Consider the following 19,922-nt stretch of genomic DNA (forward strand, 5'->3'; position numbering starts at 1 on the left):
GTGGCCTGGGATAGTGGCCATGTGCGCACGATTCACATCGAGGCCAAACCAGATCACCTCCTTCGCCTCGCCCGCTTGAAGGACCCGGTGGGCGCGGTCTCGGAGATGATCTGGAACGCGCTGGACGCCGAGGCCTGCAACATCACGGTGGACATCGAAACCAACGAACTGGGTGGCATCGAGTACGTCAGCGTCAGCGACGACGGCCACGGAATGCCGAACGCCTCCTGTGAGAAGGACTTCAGCGGGCTGGGCGGTTCATGGAAGACCAAGGCCAAAGTCTCGCCCGAGCTGAAGCGTGGACTGCACGGCCACAGCGGACAGGGAAGACTCCGGGCGTTCGCACTGGGTGAGCAGGTGCGGTGGGTCACCGTCGCGAACGCGATGGACGGCCGGACGGAACGTACGATCATCAGCGGCACCATCGACCGGCCCGCGGACTTCGACATCTCCGAGCCGGACTACGTGGATGATCCGGTTGGGACACGGGTTGAGGCATCGGTGCCCGCGGGCTACGTCAGCCGGTTGGTCCAAGACGACACCGCGCAGCAACTGGCCTCGATCTTCGCCCCCTTTCTCGCTGCGAACCCCGATGTGAACATCGTCTATCAGGGGAAGCGGCTCGATCCGGCGACCGTCTGGGCCGATATGGAGCAGTATCCTGTCTCCTGGCAGAGCGCCCCCGAACAGCCGGATCCACTGCTTCGCGTCATCGAGTGGCGCAAGGATGTCGGCCGGGTGCTCGCCCTCTGCGACGCCAACGGCGTGGTCCTGGACGAGGTCTCGCCGGGAATCCAGGCCCCGGGCTACCACTTCACGGCGTACCTGTTGTGGGACGGCTTCGTCGAGCGCAGAAACGACCTGCACCTGGCGGAGCTGGACGAGATCTCCAGCCTGCTTGAGGCCGCCAGGGAGAAGCTGCGCACGCATTTCCGGGACCGCGATCGGCAGCGCAGAGCCCGGCAGATCCAGGAATGGAAGCAAGAAGGCGTCTATCCCTACCGCGGGGAGCTCACAGAGCCCGCGCAGGCGGTCGAACGTCAGATGTTCGACGAGGTGGCGACCACGATCACCCGCCGCCTGCCTGGCTCTCAGCAGAGCCGGAAAACCACTCTCCGGCTCCTCAAAGAGATCATCTCCCACGACCCCAGCGGGCTCTACCCGGTGCTGGACGAGCTGTTCCGGCTGCCCCAGTCGGAGCAGGAAGAGCTCAAGCGCCTCCTCCAGCGGACGAGTCTCTCCGAAGTGATCAAGGCGACGGGACAGGTGGCCGATCGGCTGGACTTCATCGCCGCGCTAAAGAAACTCGTCTTCGAACCGGGAATGAGCAGGACGGTCAAGGAACGAAGCGAGCTTCACAAGATCCTTGAGCGCGAGACATGGGTGTTCGGGGACGCGTACGCACTGATGGTCAGCGACCAGAGCCTGGACACGGTGCTCATCCGTCATCTGAAAGCGCTGGGCCGGGAGACGGAAGCCGAAGAGCTTGATCCGGTACGCAGGGAGGACGGCCGACAGGGGATCGTCGACCTCATGTTGGGCAAGGCGCACCGGGGAAGCTCCGGGCGAGAACACCTTGTCGTCGAGCTCAAAGCTCCCAAGGTGAAGATCGGCCAGACAGAGGTCGGTCAGATCAAGAGTTACGCTCAAGCGGTCGCCGACGACCCTCAGTTCCGGGATGCCCGTGTCTCCTGGGACTTCTGGGTCGTCTCCACACAGATGGACGATATCGTCCGGCGGGATGCGACAGCCCCGAACCGCCCGCCGGGTTGTATCGCCGAGTGGGAGGGCGGCATCCGTGTCTGGGCGAGGACATGGAGCGAGATCATCGACGACTGCGAGGATCGTCTCCACTTCTACCGCGACCGGCTGAACCATGATCCGGCCACGGAACACGCGCTGGAATATCTCAGGCGAGTCCACGGCTCAGTGATGCCCCAGGCAGCCGAGCCGGTGTAACGAACTCCAGACGAGAAGTTCCGAAGCAATGGTGACGCTGATGGTCGGCTCTGCTCCACGGGTGGGCCGCAAGCGGCCCACCCGTGGAGCAGATGCTTCGGTAGTGCGCCTGAAGCCCACCCAGCTAGCACCCGGCTACTGTGCTCCGGATTCTGTGGAGTCGGCTTGATTCACTCTCACGCCAGGCAGGGTGTTCGGGAAACAGTTCGTCTCCGCCGACAGCGGAAACCACTAATTTCCCGAACACGGGTCTGTGGCGCGTAACGTGGCCCGTGGAGGCTCCTGCCACCGTGGCAGGAATTTAGCGAAACTTTTCCACCTGTGAGCTGGGCTGACGTAGAAGACGCATCAGGCCACACCGCAGATGTCCCGATCGTGGCCGCGAGCAGCAGGCCGACCGCTGAGCGGGTGCGGCAGATCCAATCCGCCACAGCTCAACCCGCTGCTGACCTGTCTTCGTCAGTCGTGCAGCACCGTGGGACGGAACACCTATGGTCGACAGCGATCCTGGAGGTTTCATGGCATACGACGTAACGGCCGTACGGGCGCATTTTCCCGCGTTGAACGAGGGCGCGGCGCACTTCGACGGGCCCGGGGGGTCGCAGGTGCCCGGGGTGGTGGCGGAGGCGGTGGCCGGGGCGTTGCGGGCCGCGGTCTCCAACCGGGGGGCCGAGACCGCCGCCGAGCGGCGGGCCGACGGGATCGTGACCGGGGCGCGCCGGGCGATGGCCGACCTGCTCGGCGTCACGCCGGGCGGCGTCGTGTTCGGCCGGAGCATGACGCAGCTCACCTACGACATGGCCCGCGCGCTCGCCAAGGAGTGGGGCCCCGGTGACGAGGTCGTGGTCACCACGCTGGACCACGACGCGAACATCCGGCCCTGGACGCAGGCCGCCGAGGCGCGCGGGGTCACGGTGCGCTGGGCCGACTTCGACCCGGAGAGCGGCGAGCTGGACGTCGAGGCCGTCGCCGGCCTGCTCACCGGGCGCACCAGGCTGGTGGCCGTCACGGCCGCGTCGAACCTGCTGGGCACCCGCCCGGACGTCCCGGCGATCGCCGAGCGGGTGCACGAGGCGGGGGCGCTGCTCTACGTCGACGGCGTGCACCTGACGCCGCACAGCCTGGTCGACGCCGGGCGGCTGGGCGCCGACTTCTATGCCTGCTCGCCGTACAAGTTCCTCGGGCCGCACCTGGGTGTGCTCGCCGCCGACCCCGGCCTGCTGGAGACCGTCCGCCCCGACAAGCTGCTCCCCTCCAGCGACGCGGTGCCCGAGCGCTTCGAGCTGGGCACGCTGCCGTACGAGCTGCTCGCCGGTACGACGGCGGCGGTCGACTTCCTCGCCGGGCTCGTGCCGGGCGAGGGGACCCGGCGCGAGCGCCTGACCGGCTCGATGGCCGCGCTGGAGGAGCACGAGAGGGTGATGCTCGACCGGCTCGACGCCGGTCTGGCCGAGATCCCCGGGGTGACCTCGTACGGCGCGGCGTCGCGCAGCCGTACCCCCACGACGCTGTTCTCCGTCGACCACGTCAGGCCGGCCGACGCCTACCGCTTCCTGGCCGAACGCGGCGTCAACGCGCCCGCGAGCTCCTTCTACGCGCTGGAGTGCTCCCGCCGCCTGGGTCTGGGCGACGCCGGGGCGATCCGGGCCGGGATCGCGCCGTACACCGACGAGTCCGACGTGGACAGGCTCCTCAAGGGCGTCCGGGAGCTGGCCGGGGAGGCGCTGTAGCCCGAGGCGGCGGGAACGGCACCGCCACGGGCTGACCCGGTTCCGGGTTCCAGTGCCTGTCCGACGTCGGGATCACGGGGTGTGCGGACTCACCCTCCACCGGCGACGGCACGCTCATGGCCGGCAGGCCGTCCGCGCGCGGAGGGCGCGGGACGGCCTGCCGGCCGGACGGGGTCAGGAGACGGGTTCGATCCAGATGTTGCGGAAGCGGGGGTTCTCACCGGCGTCGCCGTGGTCCTGGAGGCGGATCCCGCCCGACGCCGCGCTCTCCGGGATGTGGTCGCCCGTGCCGCCGTCGACGGCCACGTCGTCGTGCACCACCACGCCGTTCCAGACGACCGTGACCCGCGCGTTGTCGGTCTTCACCCCCGCGTCGGTGTAGCGGGCCGCGCGGAAGGTGATCTCGTAGGTCTGCCACGTCCCCGAGGCGGTGGCCATGTTGCGGTCGGGCGCGCGCTTGTTGTAGATCGCGCCCGCCTCGTTGGCGGCCGGTGTGGTGTCGCCGTAGGACTCCAGGACCTGGACCTCGTAGCGTTCCTGGAGGAAGATGCCGCTGTTGCCGCGCTGCTGCCCGGTCACGTTCGGCGGGTAGTCCGGCTCGTACCACTCGGCGTGGAGCTTGAAGTCGCCGAACGTCTGCCGGGTGCGGATGTCGCCGCCGTAGGACTCCACGGCGCCGTTCGCGACCGGCCAGGTCGCCGCCCCGCCGCCCCGCTTCTCCCACGCCGCCAGGCCGGACCCGTCGAACAGGGTGATCCGCTGCGCCTTCGACACGGTGAGGTGGTCGAGGTTGACGTTGCCCGTGTCGCCGGAGTCGTACCTGTAGGCGATCGTGTTCGTGCCCCGGTTCAGGGTGAGCGCCTCCGTCTGGACGGCCCAGGCGTCCCAGCCGCCGGTGGCGGCCAGCCGCACCCGCCTGACCTTCTCGCCGTTGACGTACACGCTCACCGACCTGCCGGTGTCGGACGCGTAGCGGAGCCCCACGTTGTGCGGGCCGGCCGAGTCCGACCACACGGAGAACGACGTGCTCGCGCCCTCGTTCCAGTAGCCGTCGACGAAGCCCTTGTAGGTGTAGCCCCGGTGGTTCTGGTTCGCCTTCGCGCCACCGCCCAGCGTGGCGTTCTCCGCCTCGAACACCCGTTGCGCGGCCACGGTGATGAAGTCCAGGTTGACGTTGCCCTTGTCGCCGCCGTCGAACCTGTAGGCGATGGTGTTGGCGCCCTCCTTCAGCGTGAGCGGTTCGACCCGGGTGGCCCACAGGTCCCACGTCTCCGTGGTGGGCAGCGGCACCTGCCTGACCTTGGTCCCGTTGACGTACACGCTCAGGGATTTGGTGCCGGGCGCGGGGTTCGGGCCGTTGGAGTAGCGCAGGCCCACGTGGTACGTGCCCTCCCTGGGCACGCGCACGGCGAACCGCGTGGCCGCTCCCACGGCCTGGTAACCGTCGACGAAGCCGCTTCCCGAGTAGCTCGGGTGGTCGGTGTTCAGCTTCGCGCCGCCGCTGTGCGAGGCGCTCTCCGCCTCGTACACGGTGTCGGTCTCCGGGCCGTTGACCAGGGTGTTGAGGGTGTACCAGGCCTCGGTGCTCCACAGCGGCTGCCCCGACGCCGAGCTGAACGGGCGCGGCGACCGCAGGTGCACCACGCGCCCCGGCTTGAGGCCCGCGAGCTTCAGCGTGACCTTCTTCCCGTCGGGGCTCAGGTCCGCGGAGGTGACGGGCAGCGGCTCCTCGTCCACCTTGGGGCCGCCGTAGGTGGAGGCCGCGACGTAGCGCCACTGGGTGGCCTGGTACCTGGCCGCGAGCGACGCGGCGGTCGCGGCCGACAGCGGCTGGGTGTACTCCAGCTCGAAGCCGCCCTCGATCGCGCGCATCCTCAGGATGTCGAAGGCCTTGTCGCCGCTGGGGGTCAGCTTCTGCAGCCCGTAGGTGAGCTTGCCCGTCTGGCCCCAGTTGCCTCCGGCGCCGAGTCCTCCGGCGTAGACGGCGCCGTCGGGTCCCAGGCTGATCCGGTTGACCCCCGCCTCCAGGCCCTGGGTGAGGCGGAAGACCGCGCCCTGGTACTCGCCGTTGACCTTCTCCAGGTAGCCGCGCTGGATCCCGCCGTAGGTGACGTCGCCGAACAGCATCTGCCCCGCGAACCTGCCCTGCTTCACGAGCAGCGGCGTGCTGGGGGAGTTGGCGATCTCGTTGTGCGGCAGCCAGAGCACGGGCGCGCTCACCGGCTCGTCGTCGAACCGGCCGTCGGGGTTGGTGTGGTGGTTGAAGAACCGGTCCTGCTTGACGTGTACGAGTTTCGAGGCGGGCAGCCAGCCGCCCTGGTTGTCCATGACGAACAGGTCGTCGTTCGGGCCCCAGCCGAGCCCGTTGGGCGTGCGCAGGCCTCCGGCGACGTACTCGATCGCGCCGGTGGCCTTGCTGACCTTGATGGTCGTGCCCCTGTCCGGCGCGGGCTGCGGGTCGGTGGTGGCGCCGCCGTAGTTGATGGCGACGGAGAGGTTGATGTAGAAGTGGCCGTCGCGGTAGAGCATCCCGAACGCGAACTCGTGGAAGTTGCCGCCGAACGGCCAGGTCGCCACGGTCCTGAGGTTGTCGGCGACCTCGTCGCCATTGGTGTCGTTCAGCTCCACCAGCCGGGACTTCTCCGACACGTAGAGCTTGCCGTCCACGTACTTGATGCCCATGGGCTCCTGAAGCCCGCTGGCGATCTTCTTGGTGGTCACCCGCGCGGGTGAGGTCGCGCCCGTGACGTTGCCGAGCAGGTAGACCTCACCGGCCCTGGTCTCCGAGCCGCCCCACGTGGTGATCGCCAGCCGGTCGTCGGGCAGCCAGTCCATCGCGGTCACCTGCGGCTGGAACCCGGCCGGTCGCAGGTCGGTGAGCGTGAAGTCGGGGTGTACCGACTCCAGCGGCAGCCCGTCGCCCGGGGAGTCGGCGCCGCTCTCGCACTCCTTGCGCCCGGGGGCGGTGACCCGCACCACGTCCGCGTCCGTGCTCAGCACCGAGGTCGGCACGAGGGTGAACCCCGGGGCGCCGGGCGGCTTCCACTCCAGCTTGAGCCGCTGGCCGTACAGGTGCTCGAAGTGGTCGACGCGCAACGCGTGGTAGCCGGTGGTCAGGGTGATCGTGCCCTCCACGGCGATCTCCGCGTGCCGCCCGTCGTTGGTGATCACGACGGTGTCGTCGATGCGCAGCCGGGATCCGTCGTCGCTGGTGAGCCGGAACTCGTACGCCCCCGCGGTGGCGATGGAGATGTTGCCGACGGCCTCGGTGACGAACTTGTCGACCAGGCCGAAGTCGGCGTCGGAGGTCCAGTCGATCGTGGGCATCAGCTTGTCGACGTTGGGCGTCTGGCCGGGCTTGAGCGTGCAGAGCTTGGACAGCTCGACCTGGACGTCGTAGGTGCGCAGGGTGACGCCCGGCTGCTGCGGCGGCACCGCCGCGCGGGCCTGGGCGGGTACGGCGAGCCATGAGAGCGCGGTGAGCAGTAAGACGGACAACAGGGGTAATTTCCGCATAGCCAGTCCCATCTCGGTGAGGGTGCCGCGCCCGGCGCGGCGTGGGGGGTGCGGCACCGCCGGTATGGCCGGTCGAATGGCGGATGCCGGGTCTTGCTCGCTGTGACACGAAGGGGCTAACGCTGCTCTGCGCCGTAATCTAAGGCAAGATCTTCCGCTTGCCCATACCTTTTTGCCGCTAATCGACGAAAGTCTCTCTCGTCACGACAGAAGGGTGCGAAGCCGCGGCACCGCCCGCGACCACCGGCCAGGCTCCGGGCCCACTCGTCTAGCGCGGGACCGGGCCGCCGAAGAGGCCGCCGATGACGCAGACCTGGGTCTCGGCCGACAGGATCTCCAGCCGTACGGAGGCGCCGGGGGCCGTGAAGGGGATGTGGATCCTGCCGTTCCCCTGCTCGAAGACGACCTCGGTCTCCTGTTCCCCGACGCGCACGTAGGCCGCCGTCCTGGCGGTGGAGCGGTAGTCCAGGCCGAGGACGACCATGCCGCCCTTGTGCGAGAGGGGGACCGAGATCAGGCCGCCCCGCTGGGGGAAGCAGCCTCCGGGGGCGGCGACGTAGGGGCCGGTGAGGCGGGCCGGGACGAGTCGGCGCCCGGTGCGGTCGAGCACGAGCGGGGCGGCGGCCGGGCGGGGGTTGCGCATGAGGGCGGCCAGGCCGGGCGGGGCCAGCGGGCTGAGGGTGAGGTTGCTGAGGCCCTCGTCCCCGTACCCGAAGCCGAACTGGTCGTAGGGGGTCTGCTGGGGGTAGACGTCACCGCCCGGCGGGGCGGCGGCCAGCGTGGCCCGCACCGAGGCGAGGTAGGTGCGGATCTCGGCCCGCCCCGGCTCCGTCCCCGTCACGTATCTGTGCGCGGAGTAGACGGAGCAGGCCGCGATCCCGGCCGCCAGCAGCGCGCAGGCGGTCCTGACGGCGGCGCGGGCCGGGATCCGCCTGCGGTACGGGCGCGCCTCGCCCAGCAGCGGGAGCATCGCGAGCGCCAGGCAGAGGGCGATCACCGGGGTCACGTCCGCGAGGTAGCGGGCCTCCTCCCCCAGGGCGCGGTCCAGGGAGCGCCCGGCCAGGATCGGCACCATGAGGAGGGGCGGGTAGACGGCGAGGATCAGCCACGCCTTCCACGCCCCGCGCCGGAAGAACAGGGTGACGGCGACGACCACCGCGACGAGCAGCCAGGCCGCCCCGATCATCAGCTGCGGCGGGACCGCGTAGAACTTGTACCACCAGGGTCCGGGGCCCCCGGCCGCGAGCACGGGGAGGGTGACGCCCAGCATCCGCGCCATCGCCCGGCCCGCCACCTCCGACGCGGGCGCCCCGATGGTCTGGCCGTGCAGGCGGTCGAGCTGCAGGACGAACAGGATCGAGTAGGCGCCCGCCATGGCCGCGTACGCGCCGGACACGACCGCCAGGGAGCGCAGGCGCTCGCGGACCGGGAAGTACAGGACCGTGACCAGGACGAGCAGCAGGGGGATGGCGAAGACGGCCTTGAGGTGGAAGGAGCCGAGCCCGAACAGGAACCACAGCCCCGTCACGACCGCGTCCACGCCCCGCCCCGACCGCAGGAACGTCACGTGGGAGGCGACCGCCATCGCGATGGCGACCTGCAGCGGCAGGGCCTGGACCGCCGCCGCCCACCAGTAGAAGGCGGGCAGGGCGAGCGGCGTGGACAGGTAGAGGGACAGGGGCACCAGGATCGCCCAGCGGGCCCCGAACAGCACGCGCAGCATGCGGTACACGGCGAGCGAGGCGGCGAGCTGGAGGAGCAGCAGCGCCGCCGCGGTCACCGTCCAGTCGTACGCGCCGAGCGAGGTGACGACCTTGTTGGCGATCATCCCGACCGGCATCACGTGCGCGGAGTAGACCCCGAAGAGGTAGTCGAGCCCGAACGGCTCGGCCGCGGCCCGGCCCACCATGTTGAGGTCGTCGCCGAAGAAGCCGCCCCGGTGCAGGACCACGGCCCGCCAGACCAGCTGGGCCGCGACGAGGACGAGCGCGACGCCGAACACCTTCCGGCTCCCGGAGAAGGGCACGGAAGCCCTCGCCGGACGATCGGGGGCACGGTCGGTGACCTGGGGCGACGCCATCATTCTCCAAACTCATCGGCTCTGATGAGTTCTTAGTCCATTCGTCCAGGTATGAGCTACCTACTCGTCGGTAATGCGGCCCAATCGTTCCATTGCCTCGACGTACTGCTCGATCATGCCGAAGACGACGTCCCTGGTGGACCTGACCTGGTTCATCGTGCCGATGATCTGCCCGGCGGGGAAGGTCGCCAGCTCGGTCGCGTCGGAGCGGCCGATCCGGCGGAGCGCCTCGGAGATCAGCATGAACTGCAGCGGCATCGGGAGCGTGCCGGGCGACTCCCGGGACTCCCAGGCGTCGGTCCACTCGTTCTTGAGCAGCCGCGCGGGCTTGCCGGTCCAGGACCGCGAGCGCACGGTGTCGCGCGAGGTGGCCGCCAGGATGCGCCGCTTGACCACCTCGGAGGTGTCGGCCTCCTCCACCGCGAGCCAGATCGACCCCGTCCACACGCCCTCGGCGCCGAGCGCGAGCCCGGCCGCCATCTGTCGGCCGTCGCCGATGCCGCCCGCGGCGAGCACGGGGACGTCGACGGCGTCCACGACCTGCGGGATGAGGACCATCGTGGAGATCTCCCCGGTGTGCCCGCCCGCCTCGGTGCCCTGGGCCACGACGATGTCCACGCCGACCTCGACCTGCTTGATCGCGTGCCGGGGGGTGGAGGCGAGCGCGGCGACCTTCACCCCCTTGGCGTGGGCCTGCTCGACCACGTCGGCGGGGGGCGGGCCCAGCGCGTTGGCGAGCAGCGCGATCGGGTGCCGCAGGGCCACCTCCACCTGCGGGCGGGCGGTGGCGTCGGTCCAGCCGAGCAGCACCCTGCCCGCGTCCGCGTCGGCCGAGAGCGGCGGCACGCCGTGGGAGGCGAGCAGGCCGTCGACGAAGTCCCGGTGCCCCTGGGGGATCATCCCCTGGAGCCGTCCCACGAGGTCCTCGGGGGAGTCGACGCCGAGGTCGGAGCCCGCGTACGAGGCGGGCATGACCACGTCGACGCCGTACGGCCTGCCGTCGACGTGGTCGTCGATCCACTTGAGCTCCATCTCGAGCTCCTCGGGGGTGAAGTAGAGGGCGCCGAGCACGCCCATCCCCCCGGCGCGGCTTACCTCGGCGACGACGTCACGGCAGTGACTGAACGCGAAGATCGGCAACTCTATACCGAGCATGTCGGTAACACGTGTCCGCATACCACGACTGTACGACTGGTCAGGAACAAACTGCAACGCGTTCTATTCCAGAACATTTCTTCTCGTCACAACCTCAAGCTACTCGCGAGTAATGAAGCGAAGAAAAGGTGGAACGCGTTCCAGTAGTTCCTCTCCGGAGAACACGGAAAGAGGGAGGCCGCGGGCGTGTGCCCGCGGCCTCCCTCCGTGGTTCCGTCAGAGGCCCTGCCGTCTCCCGGCCGTCCCTCAGATGTTCCTCAGATGTCCCTGCGGCGCCTCACGAGGACGAAGCCGACGACGGCCAGGATCAGGCCGCCCACCAGGAGCACGACCGGGATCGTGGTCCTGAGCAGCGTGATGGTGTTCCTGCCGTCGACCGCGTTCTTGACCAGGTCGTCCTGGGTCTGCTGGGTCATCTTCGCGGTGGCGACGAACGCGAGCGAGCGCTCGACCCCGTCCTGGGTCTTGAGCACGTCGTGGCGCTGCTGCTCCTGCCGCACCGGCGAGCCGGTGGCCGGCTCAATCCAGTAGGTGTTGACGCCGTCGTAGACCCGGTCCACCTGCACGTCGCCGGAGTCGTCCATGCCGAGGACGGAGGCCGGGGCGGTGATGGTGTCGATCTTGGTCGCCGGGACGGACTGCTCGAACCGATAGACCGTGAGCCCTCCGACCTGCTCCTCACCGACGAACCTGGCGTCGAACGCCTTGCCGGTGGTCGCGTTGAACACGCTGTACGTCTTCTTCTCGACGTCGAAGGGCCACTTGTAGATCTGGCCCTGGAGCCGCACGGGGTCCTTGTCGATGTTGACGTCGCAGCAGTTGACGCCCTCGCCGGTGTACTTGTTGAAGGCGCTGCGGCGCTCGGTGAAGTTGATGAGGGGGTTCTGGTTGGTGACGTCGTTGACCGCCATCGCCTCCTCCCAGACGACCCGGTCGCCCTCGGCCGCGGCGACGTCGCCCCTGGTGGTGACGGTGATGTCGAGGTCACCCGTCATCACCTTCAGGTCCCCGGGACTGAAGTACTGGGCGTCGACGGCCTCCAGCTTGCTGATGCCGTACTGGTTGGCGGGGGCGGCGATCAGGCTGGCCGCCACCTGGAACCGCACGAGCGGTGCGAGAACAATGAGGAATGCCCCGATTCCGATCAACACCAAACCGATGACGCGACGCATCGCTCCTCCAGGGGCCGTGCGCTATATAGGTGTCCCGATCGCCCTATAACAAGTTCCATTTCGCGATATGTTAGTGCCGGGAATCACCTACGTCACCAGGGATGCCAAAAAGTGACCGAAACAGGTTCTATGCCGGTTCACCGGGAGTTGACCGGCGGGGACGTGCGGGATCTCCCGGCGGTCGGCGGGCATCTCGACGCCATGGACGGCGTCCGCGCGGTCGCCTCCTTCGGCGTTCTGGTATACCACGTGGCGAGCACGACGGGCGCATCGCTCCGGGAGGGGTTCCTCCCCGCCCTGCTCTCCCGGGGCGACATCGCGGTGCCCATCTTCTTCCTGCTCTCCGGCTTCCTGCTCTACCGTCCCTGGGCCAGGGAGGCCATGGAGGGCACGGCGGGTGCGGGGAGCACGGCGGGCACGGGAGGCGTGGCTCCCCCTCGCGTCGGCGACTACCTGTGGAAGCGGGCGCTGCGCATCCTGCCCGCGTACTGGCTCGTGGTCGCCGTCGCGCTGTCGCTGTGGTCGTGGCCGCGGGCGGCCGACCCGGTCAGCTGGCTGCCCTTCCTGCTGCTGGTGCAGAACTACGTCCCCGACCCGTGGTGGGCCGGGGCGAGCCCGCCGGGGCTCGGGCAGATGTGGAGCCTCTCGGTCGAGATGACCTTCTACCTCGCCCTCCCGCTGATCGCCGTCGCGCTGCGCGCCCTGGCACGGCGCGGCGCGGACCCGGTGGCGAGGGCCCGGCTGCTGCTCACCGGCATCTGCGCGCTCGCCCTCGTCTCCCCCCTCTGGGCGATCTTCAGCCACCTCCCCGCGCACCGGCCCGAACTCGGGCTCTGGCTCCCCCGGTCGATGCTCTACTTCGCGACGGGCATGGCGCTCGCCGTCGTCTCGCTCTGGGCGCACGCCGAGACCGACCCGGACGCCCCGGTGCGGCGGCTGACCAGGGGGCTGCGCGAGTCGTGGGTGACCTGCTGGATCATCGCCGCCCTCGTGTACGCCGTCGCGGCCAGCCCCGTCGCGGGAGGCCGCCTCTTCGAGATCCAGGACCTGTGGACGGACGTCTTCGAGATGATCCTCTACACGGTCTTCGTGCTGGCCCTGCTCGCCCCCGTGGCCCTGCAGACCCCCGAACCCTCGCCGCTGCGCGCGCTGCTCGGCAACCGGGTGATGCGCTATCTCGGCCGCATCTCCTACGGCGTCTTCCTGTGGCAGTTCGTGGTGATCGTGGGCTGGTACGAGCTGACCGGCCAGGAGAGCTTCACCGGCGGCCTGCTGACGACGCTGGTGGTGTGCACCGCGTTCACCGTGCTGCTCGCCGACCTCAGCCACCGGCTGGTCGAGGCTCCGGCGCTGCGGCTCCACCGGCTCCGCCGCCGCTGACCCCGTCTCCCTCCCCCTCGCCGGGGGCGTCGGCGCCGTCTGCGTCCTCGGGGCCCTCGGGGCTTTCGGAGTCCTCGGGGCTCGCGGGGGCGGGGACGCGGGTCTGCACGCGCAGGCCCGCCACCAGCAGCAGCGCGCCGAGCACGGCGCACGACAGCGGGACCACCCGGTTGACGAGCGTCGTCCAGCGGCCGAACTGCTCCGCCTCCCCGGCGTTCCACCGCTCGTCCCCCTCGCTGGTACGCATGTCGGCGGCGAGCGCGACCAGCCGCCCCCGGCCGTCGGGGGTGCGCAGGGTCTTGACCAGGTTCTCCCTGACCCCGATCACCATGCCGCTCTCCGGTTCCACCCAGAAGGTGCGGGTCCCCTCGACGTAGGCGTTCACGGGGAACGGCTTCCCGCCGCCCAGGCCGAGAACCGACCCGGGCAGCTGCATGGCCTGCTGGACGAGCCGCTCGTTGACCAGGCGCTGCGCGTAGCGGTTGACCCGGACGCCGTACAGGGTCTCGATCCCCTCGAAGCGGGCGGTCACCGGGCGCCGGACGAGCGGGTCGTAGACCTGGTAGGCGACCGGCCGGGTGCCGAAGGGCCAGCGGAACACCAGCCCGCGCGGGGCGGGGTTCGCGTTCTCGTCGACGTAGTTCTCGCAGCAGTTGACCGCCAGCCCCGTACGGCGGTCGAAGGCGGCGCGGCGCTCGTGATAGTCGACGCGCTGTCCGTCGCGGGTGGCGAGGGAGACGAACTCGGTCCACACGGCGACGTCGGGCGTGGACCTGACCGTGTCCCCGTACCTGGCCACGACCGTCTCCAGCGGGACGCCCCGGTGCGTGCGCAGGGTGGCGGTGTCGAAGTAGGAGCCGGACTCGGTGGTCAGCTTGGTGATCCGGTCCTGCTCGGCGGGCAGGAGCAGGCCGCTGGGGTAGACGTAGAGGCGCACCAGCGCGGCCAGCGTGATCAGGAAGGCTCCGGCGACCAGGAGCAGCACGCCGCGCGACCTCTGGCCGTTCATCGTCCCTCCCCGGGTCGGAGAGGACGGTCCTGCTGGAGAGGAGGGTCCTGTTGCAGGGAGCCGTCCTGTTGCAGGAGACCGTCCTGTTGCAGGGGACCGTCCAGCTGGAGGGAGCCGTCCTGCTGGAGGGGACCGTCCTGTTGGAGGGGACGGTCTTGTCCGAGGGGGCCGTCCTGTTGGAGGGGACCGTCCTGGGCCCGTGCCCGTACCGGCAGCCACGAGCGGGGTGGCGGCGGCACGCGCGCCGCGGCGAGCAGCAGGCCGAGCGCGACCAGGCAGAGGTACTGCGCCACCGCCGCCCCGGCGTCCCCGCCGTAGCCGAGCGCGAGACCGGCCGCGCCGAGCGCCGCCGCGACCGGGAACGGCGTGAGCAGCACCCGGCCGATCCGGTGGGGCGGGCCGCCCGCGCTGTGCCCGGCCCCGGCGACGCCCCGCAGCCACAGGGCGAGCGCCGCCACCAGGCCGGTCAGCGCGGCCCCGGCCCAGCCCTCGGCCAGGAGGCCCAGCGCGGGGGCGAGCGGCCACAGCCAGGCCGCCCGCACCGCCGCGGGCGGCGACGCGGGATGCCTCCCGGCCGGGCGGCGGCGGGCCAGGGCGAGCACGACGACCAGCGCGACCAGCGCCCAGCCCGCGATCAGCGACGCCCGGTAGAGGCCGTCGGGGGCGTACGTCATCACGACGGTCCCGCTCCCGGGGGGGAGCAGCCACGCCTGCCGCCAGCCGTCCAGCCGGGCCGGTTCCAGCACGCGCCCGCCGAACGACGCCTGCCAGCCCCGGTTGAAGTTCTCGCCGAGCGCCAGGTAGGAGGGCTCCGTCGTGGAGACCCTGACCCGGCGCTCCCCGGCGTCCCACCTCTCGACGGCCGCGGGCCGCAGGGTCACCTCCGCCGCGCTCCCGACGCTCCCGACGCTCCCGACGCTCCCGACGCTCCCGGCGCTCCCGGCGCTCCCGGCGGTTCCGGCGGTTCCGGCGGTTCCAGCGCTCCCGGTGCTCCCGGTGCTCCCGGTGCTCCCGGTGCTCTCGGCACTCCCGGCGGTTCCGGTGCTCTCGGCGCTCCCGGCGCTCTTGGCGGTTCCGGTACTCCCGGCCCCGCCGCCTTTGGCGGTCCCGGTGGCGCGCAGGACCATCGAGTCCACCCGGAAGCCCTGGAGCGCGGCGGCGCGCACCCGCAGCGTGCCGCCCCGGGACCACACCGCCTCGCAGGCCCGGTAGCCGACCGGGCGGCCGTTGAACAGGTCGCCCAGCGTCCCGCTGTGGATCTCGGTGGGCGTCTCGACCCCGTTGACGGTGAGCGTCGGGCCGAACCCGCAGGGCATCCTCACCGGCTGCGCGTCCAGGGCGGGCAGCGGCGCGACACCCGGGACGGCCACCCCGAGCACCTCCATCCGCCAGGAGCCGAGGGCGGCGAAGGTGAGCTTCACCCGGCTCGCCCTCATCGGCGCGAAGCGGATCCACCCGTCCTTCGAGGCCCAGGCGTACCGGACGCCGCCGTCGGTCTCGACGGTGACCCGGACCGGCGGGGCGCCCAGCCTGGTGTCGGGGAAGTCCACGCGCAGCCGGGACAGGGTCACCTCCCTGCCCAGCTCGGCGGAGAGCGAGGGGGCCAGGTCCTTGTCCCCGGCGTACCAGATGGTCCTGCGGTCGTCGTCGAAGGCCGCGTAGGCGCCGGTGGCCGGGATGTCGCCCGCGGTGGAGGAGGCGGTGGCGCGCGGGAAGCTCCCGGTGGGCATCAGCAGGGTCTCCGCCACCCGCTGGTCGGTGAGCACGGCCCTGCCCTCCAGCACCCGCCTCCCGGTGGCGACGGGAACCGACCTGTCGAAGGCGTAACCGTCCTCGCCCACGAAGCGCAGCCTGTCCGAGCAGGTCCAGGCGTAGGAGCCGAGCATGCAGCCGGGGGCGGTGTCCGTCCGGCTGGTCACGACCGTCTGCCCAGGCGACCCGGGGTCCGCCGAGGACGCGGCCGGAACCACGAGGGTGCGCCCGGGGCGGACCCCGGGGATGGCCAGCTCGGTGATGCCGACCCGGGGGTTGGGGTCGCGCAGGACCCCGGTGACCCGGATCCGGAGCCGGGACGTCTTGCCCGGCGGGACGTTCAGCTTCTCCCACAGCGCGCCGAGGCCGAGCCGGGTGCGCACCCTGCCGGTGTCGGTCTCGACCATGACCTCGGAGACCGTCACCGCGTTCTCGGAGCGTTCGAAGACGGCCTGCATCGAGGGCACCGTGATCGGCTCGGTGAACTGGACCTCCAGCCACTGCTCGGTGGGCGGCTCCCAGCCGGTGGAACGCCACCCGGTGCGCAGGTCGAAGTCCACCGCGGCGTACGGCTGCTGCCCGCCGTCGCGGGTCCCGGGGGTCACGCCGAGCCTGGACTGCGAGGAGGAGGCGGTGACGCCCTTGATCCCGGTGAAGACGGCGACCGTCTTGGGGTCGGCCCACGCGGGGTCGGTGAGGTCGTAGGCGGGCCCCAGGCCCTCGTAGGGCTCGTCCGGCGTCATCGTCTCGCCGTACGGCCTGCGCAGGTCGCTCACCACCAGCTCGCGCCGCCGCATGGTGTCGGTGAGCACGGTGTCGGCGGCGGGGATCGCGTCCGCGCCGGGGTCGTCGCCGAGGATCACCGGCCGGTCGTCGCCGAGGACGCCCTCCTCGGCCATGGTGAGCAGCGCCTCGGGGCCGCCGGAGACCCGCAGCGGCCGTTCCGCGGCGACCGTGCCGACCACGGGACGCGCCCCGGTGACCTCGTAGATCTCCAGGGACGTGTACGGCTGGTCGAGCCAGCCCGCGCCGGTCGAGGAGTCCTCGAAGCCGACCGTGGGCCCGAAGCCGCGCACCCGTTCCAGGCCGGGAGAACGGTCCAGCGCCTCGTGCACGCGGGCGGGCCACGCGTCGCCGAAGGCGACCCTGTCGAGGTCGTTGCGGATCAGCAGGTAGCGCACGCCCATCCTGCGCAGGGTCCGGGTGAGCCCCTCCGACCCCTGCCCGTTGGCGAAGCGGTCGTCGATCGCCTTGACGAGCCGGTTGGATCCGGCCGTGCCCCACGGCACGATCGTGTTGCTCACCCAGCGGGCCTTCTTCAGCAGCGGCTGGAACGGCTCGTCGAGCGGCCGTCCCCAGGTGTACTCGCCGCGCCGGGCTCCCGGCAGGACCAGCACGGTGCCCTGGTCGGCCCGGTCGTCCAGCCAGGAGGCCGCCTGCCGCCAGTGCTCGGGGACGTCGGCGAACGCGCCGCTCGGCGCGATGCCCGCCGAGGCGACGGGGACGAGGGTGAGCCCGACCAGCCCGGCCCCCGCCACCGCGACGGGGAGGCGGACGAGGGCCCTGCGCGCCCCCACGTACGAGACGAGCGCGGCGAGGCCGAGCACCACCGGCAGCCGTACGAGCGCGTTGAACTTGTGCAGGTTGCGGAACGGCGCGAGCGGGCCGTCCAGCAGCGCCCTGAGGGGTTCGGCGAGCGGCCCGGCGTGTCCCGCGACGAGGATGGCGACGCCCGCGAGCGTGGTCAGCAGCAGGAAGGCCCGCTCGGGCGTGCGCGCGAGGGTGAGCCCGGCCAGCCCCAGCCCGGCGACGAGCGCGGTGACCAGGACGAGCCAGGGCGTCGTGGCGTGCTCGTAGGCGGCGGGCAGGAAGGGGCGGCCGTCCACCGGCAGGAAGGCCACCCAGCTGTTCATCCCGCGCAGCACGTTGGTCAGCGAGCCCACGACCGTGGTCGTCCACGCGTTCTCGGTGAAGGGCATGAACGAGAAGACGTACCTGCCGAGCATCACCAGGGGGGCGAGCCACCAGAACGACACCGCGGCGATCGCGGCGAGCCACCAGGCGATCAGCCGCCGCTTGCGCGGCCCGCGCGCCCGGGTCAGCAGGTAGATCATCGGTACGACGAGCACGGCCAGCTCGGCGGCGGCGTTGATGCCGCCCGCGCACAGGAACGCCAGCGCCGACAGGCACGCGGCCCTGCGCGGGCTCGTCTCGCCGCGCGCCCCCCTGACGAGGAAGAGCAGCACCCAGGGCAGGACCGCGCTGGGGGCGAACTCCACGGAGTTGAACCCCATGAGCGCCTGCGCGTGCGGGGCGAGCGCGTAGGCGAGACCGGCCAGCACCCCGGCGAGCTGCCCGCCGATCCGCAGCGCCCTCGCCACCTGGGCGACGCCGACGAAGGCCACGCACAGGATCAGCGTCACCCAGAGCCGCTGCACCACCCACGGGGGCATGCCCGCGTTGATCAGCAGGGTGTAGAAGGGGCCCATCGGGAAGATGTAGCCGTACGCCTGGTTCTGCAGGTGTCCCAGATAGTCCTGGTCCCACATGTTCAGCGCCTGGGAGAGGAAGCCGATCGGGTTGATCGGCATGTCCAGCTTCGTCTCGGCGATGAGCATGCCCGGCGCCATGTTGAAGGCGACGGCCGCGAGGAAGAGGCACCCGGCGATCAGCCTGAGCCTGCGGCGGATCCCGGTGTCGGAGGCTCCGAAGGTGGCGGGAGGCGCGGCCAGGCGGGTGATCCACGCCTCAGGGATCACGGACACTTACGGCGGGTCGGTCTCACCCGTGGCGAGACAGGGATCGGATACATGGAGGTGACGACCGTTTTTAGATAGTTCCGTGGTGATTAGTCCGGTCATCGTAGCGCCCGTTCTTCCCCAGGTGAACTCGGCGGCCCAGAGCCTGCACGCCTGCTGGATCTCCTCGCGCCTGGCCGGGTCCGACAGTTCCCGCAGCGCGCGGTCCACCACGTCGGCGAGCGCCTCGCCCTCCCTGACCAGCCAGCCGGTGACGCCGTCGCGTACCGAGTCGCGCAGGCCCGCGACGTCGAAGGCGACCGTCGGGACGCCGAGCGCGGCGGCCTCGATCACGGTCAGTCCCCAGCCCTCGAACTCCGAGGCGGTGACGTTGACCCGCGCCGCCCCCAGGATCGCGTTCTTGGCGGCCTCGGGCAGGAAGCCGTGCAGGTGGACCCGGTCCTCCAGGCCCCGGCGGGCGGCGTGGGCGGCGAGCCGCTCCCGCTCGCCGCCGCGCCCGATGACGTGCACGTGGACGCCGGGCCAGGCCGCTTCGAGGTCACCGGCGAGGTCCACCACCCGCTCGACGCGCTTGTGGCCCACGAGCCTGCCGAGGTAGACCACGGCGGGATCTCCCGCCGTGCCCCCGACGCTCGCGACCGGGCGCGCCACCGGGCTGCCGTTCGGGATGACCTGGATCGGCGCGAGCCAGCCGAGCCGCTCGCGCAGCTCGTTCCTGGAGGACTCCGAGACTGTGACGGTCGCGCGGCGCCGGTAGACGAGCCGGGCGACCGGCCCCTCGACGAAGCAGCCGATCCTGGCCAGCCAGCGCGGGAAGAAGGCGTGGAACTGGCGGTCGTGCACGTGGTGCACCAGGGAGACGACCGCCGTGCGCCGCCTCACGACCAGGGGGGCGAAGAAGGGGATGCCGTTCATGCAGTCGATGACGGCGTCGAAGTCCCGGCGCCGCCACAGCAGCCAGAGCGGGACCAGCAGGTAGACGAGGAACGGGTTGCCCATCCGCCGCAGCGCGATGCCGTCGCGCTCCTCGGCCGCGGACTGCCCGGCCTCCCTGGAGGTGACGAAGGTGACCGAGGCCCCCTGCCCGACCAGGTAGCGGCTGACCTGCCAGGCGTACTCCTCGGCGCCGCCCGCCACGGACTGCTGAGGCTCGCGGAAGTTCAGGACGGCGACGCGCACCCCGTGCAGGGACGGCCGCTGCCGCCCCGTCGCGGCCACCAGGCCCGCGGCGGGCGGCGGGCCCGAGGCCCGGGGGGTCGCCCTGGCGCCCTGTCCGGCCACGACCACTCCTATCTCCTGCATCTCCTGTAACTCCGTGTGGCGTGCCCTTGTACGACGGGCGCCGGGAATCGCCGCCTTACGGCACGCGAGAGCGGCGCCGGGGGGAATTCGCGCATGCGGCGGCCAGGC

General features: G+C 71.2%; 10 protein-coding genes. 3 read left to right on the forward strand and 7 right to left on the reverse strand.

All coding sequences use genetic code 11. The annotated features are described in order from the left end of the window. Positions 1–21: 21 nt before the first annotated feature. Together ABT053_RS28555 and ABT053_RS28560 are read left to right on the forward strand one after the other, a co-directional pair. A complete protein-coding gene (locus ABT053_RS28555) occupies positions 22–1,959 on the forward strand; it encodes an ATP-binding protein (protein ID WP_350972962.1) in 1,938 nt (645 codons plus the stop codon). 518 nt (positions 1,960–2,477) lie between these two features. Beyond that, entirely contained in the window at positions 2,478–3,689 is a 1,212-nt protein-coding gene (locus ABT053_RS28560) for a cysteine desulfurase-like protein (RefSeq protein WP_350972963.1), read from the forward strand. Between the two features lie 174 nt (positions 3,690–3,863). Here the strand turns inward: ABT053_RS28560 and ABT053_RS28565 are convergent, their stop codons facing one another. The 4 genes from ABT053_RS28565 to pgfA (ABT053_RS28580) all read right to left on the reverse strand — a co-directional run bounded on the left by ABT053_RS28565 (position 3,864) and on the right by pgfA (ABT053_RS28580) (position 11,612). After that, positions 3,864–7,187, reverse strand: coding sequence for a 3-keto-alpha-glucoside-1,2-lyase-like domain-containing protein (locus ABT053_RS28565; RefSeq protein WP_350972965.1), 3,324 nt, complete (start codon positions 7,185–7,187; stop codon positions 3,864–3,866). Positions 7,188–7,473: 286 nt separating this feature from the next. Next, complete coding sequence (locus ABT053_RS28570) at positions 7,474–9,207, reverse strand: hypothetical protein (RefSeq protein WP_350972967.1); 1,734 nt, start codon at positions 9,205–9,207, stop codon at positions 7,474–7,476. A gap of 138 nt (positions 9,208–9,345) precedes the next feature. Then, the gene (locus tag ABT053_RS28575) at positions 9,346–10,461 is read right to left on the reverse strand and encodes an NAD(P)H-dependent flavin oxidoreductase (RefSeq protein WP_350972969.1); all 1,116 of its coding nucleotides are present in this window, start codon (positions 10,459–10,461) and stop codon (positions 9,346–9,348) included. Positions 10,462–10,697: 236 nt separating this feature from the next. Next, positions 10,698–11,612, reverse strand: a complete 915-nt coding sequence (gene pgfA, locus ABT053_RS28580) for a cell envelope lipid trafficking protein PgfA (RefSeq protein ID WP_350972970.1) — start codon at positions 11,610–11,612, stop codon at positions 10,698–10,700. Between the two features lie 162 nt (positions 11,613–11,774). Between pgfA (ABT053_RS28580) and ABT053_RS28585 the strand changes: the two genes are divergently transcribed. Beyond that, positions 11,775–12,992, forward strand: a complete 1,218-nt coding sequence (locus tag ABT053_RS28585) for an acyltransferase family protein (RefSeq protein WP_350972971.1) — start codon at positions 11,775–11,777, stop codon at positions 12,990–12,992. Here the strand turns inward: ABT053_RS28585 and pgfA (ABT053_RS28590) are convergent. The 3 genes from pgfA (ABT053_RS28590) to ABT053_RS28600 are packed head-to-tail and all read right to left on the reverse strand — an operon-like array spanning position 12,934 to position 19,814. Next, entirely contained in the window at positions 12,934–14,001 is a 1,068-nt protein-coding gene (gene pgfA / locus ABT053_RS28590; RefSeq protein WP_350972973.1) for a cell envelope lipid trafficking protein PgfA, read from the reverse strand. The genes ABT053_RS28585 and pgfA (ABT053_RS28590) overlap by 59 nt on opposite strands. After that, a complete protein-coding gene (locus ABT053_RS28595) occupies positions 13,998–18,518 on the reverse strand; it encodes an alpha-(1->3)-arabinofuranosyltransferase domain-containing protein (protein WP_350972974.1) in 4,521 nt (1,506 codons plus the stop codon). The genes pgfA (ABT053_RS28590) and ABT053_RS28595 overlap by 4 nt, the downstream gene beginning before the upstream one ends. Then, positions 18,519–19,814 carry a glycosyltransferase family 4 protein gene (locus tag ABT053_RS28600; protein ID WP_350972977.1) on the reverse strand — a complete coding sequence of 432 codons (1,296 nt, stop codon included), beginning with the start codon at positions 19,812–19,814 and terminating at the stop codon, positions 18,519–18,521. Positions 19,815–19,922 lie beyond the last annotated feature (108 nt).

Origin of the sequence: Streptosporangium sp. NPDC002524 (assembly GCF_040295985.1) — a bacterium.
GTDB lineage: Bacteria > Actinomycetota > Actinomycetes > Streptosporangiales > Streptosporangiaceae > Streptosporangium.

Bases quoted from the DNA above. Each gene is read 5' to 3' on its own strand.
- ABT053_RS28600 (WP_350972977.1), bottom strand. From the start codon at position 19,814: ATGCAGGAGATAGGAGTGGTCGTGGCCGGACAGGGCGCCAGGGCGACC.
- pgfA (WP_350972973.1), bottom strand. From the start codon at position 14,001: ATGAACGGCCAGAGGTCGCGCGGCGTGCTGCTCCTGGTCGCCGGAGCC.
- pgfA (WP_350972970.1), bottom strand. From the start codon at position 11,612: ATGCGTCGCGTCATCGGTTTGGTGTTGATCGGAATCGGGGCATTCCTC.
- ABT053_RS28575 (WP_350972969.1), bottom strand. From the start codon at position 10,461: ATGCGGACACGTGTTACCGACATGCTCGGTATAGAGTTGCCGATCTTC.
- ABT053_RS28560 (WP_350972963.1), top strand. From the start codon at position 2,478: ATGGCATACGACGTAACGGCCGTACGGGCGCATTTTCCCGCGTTGAAC.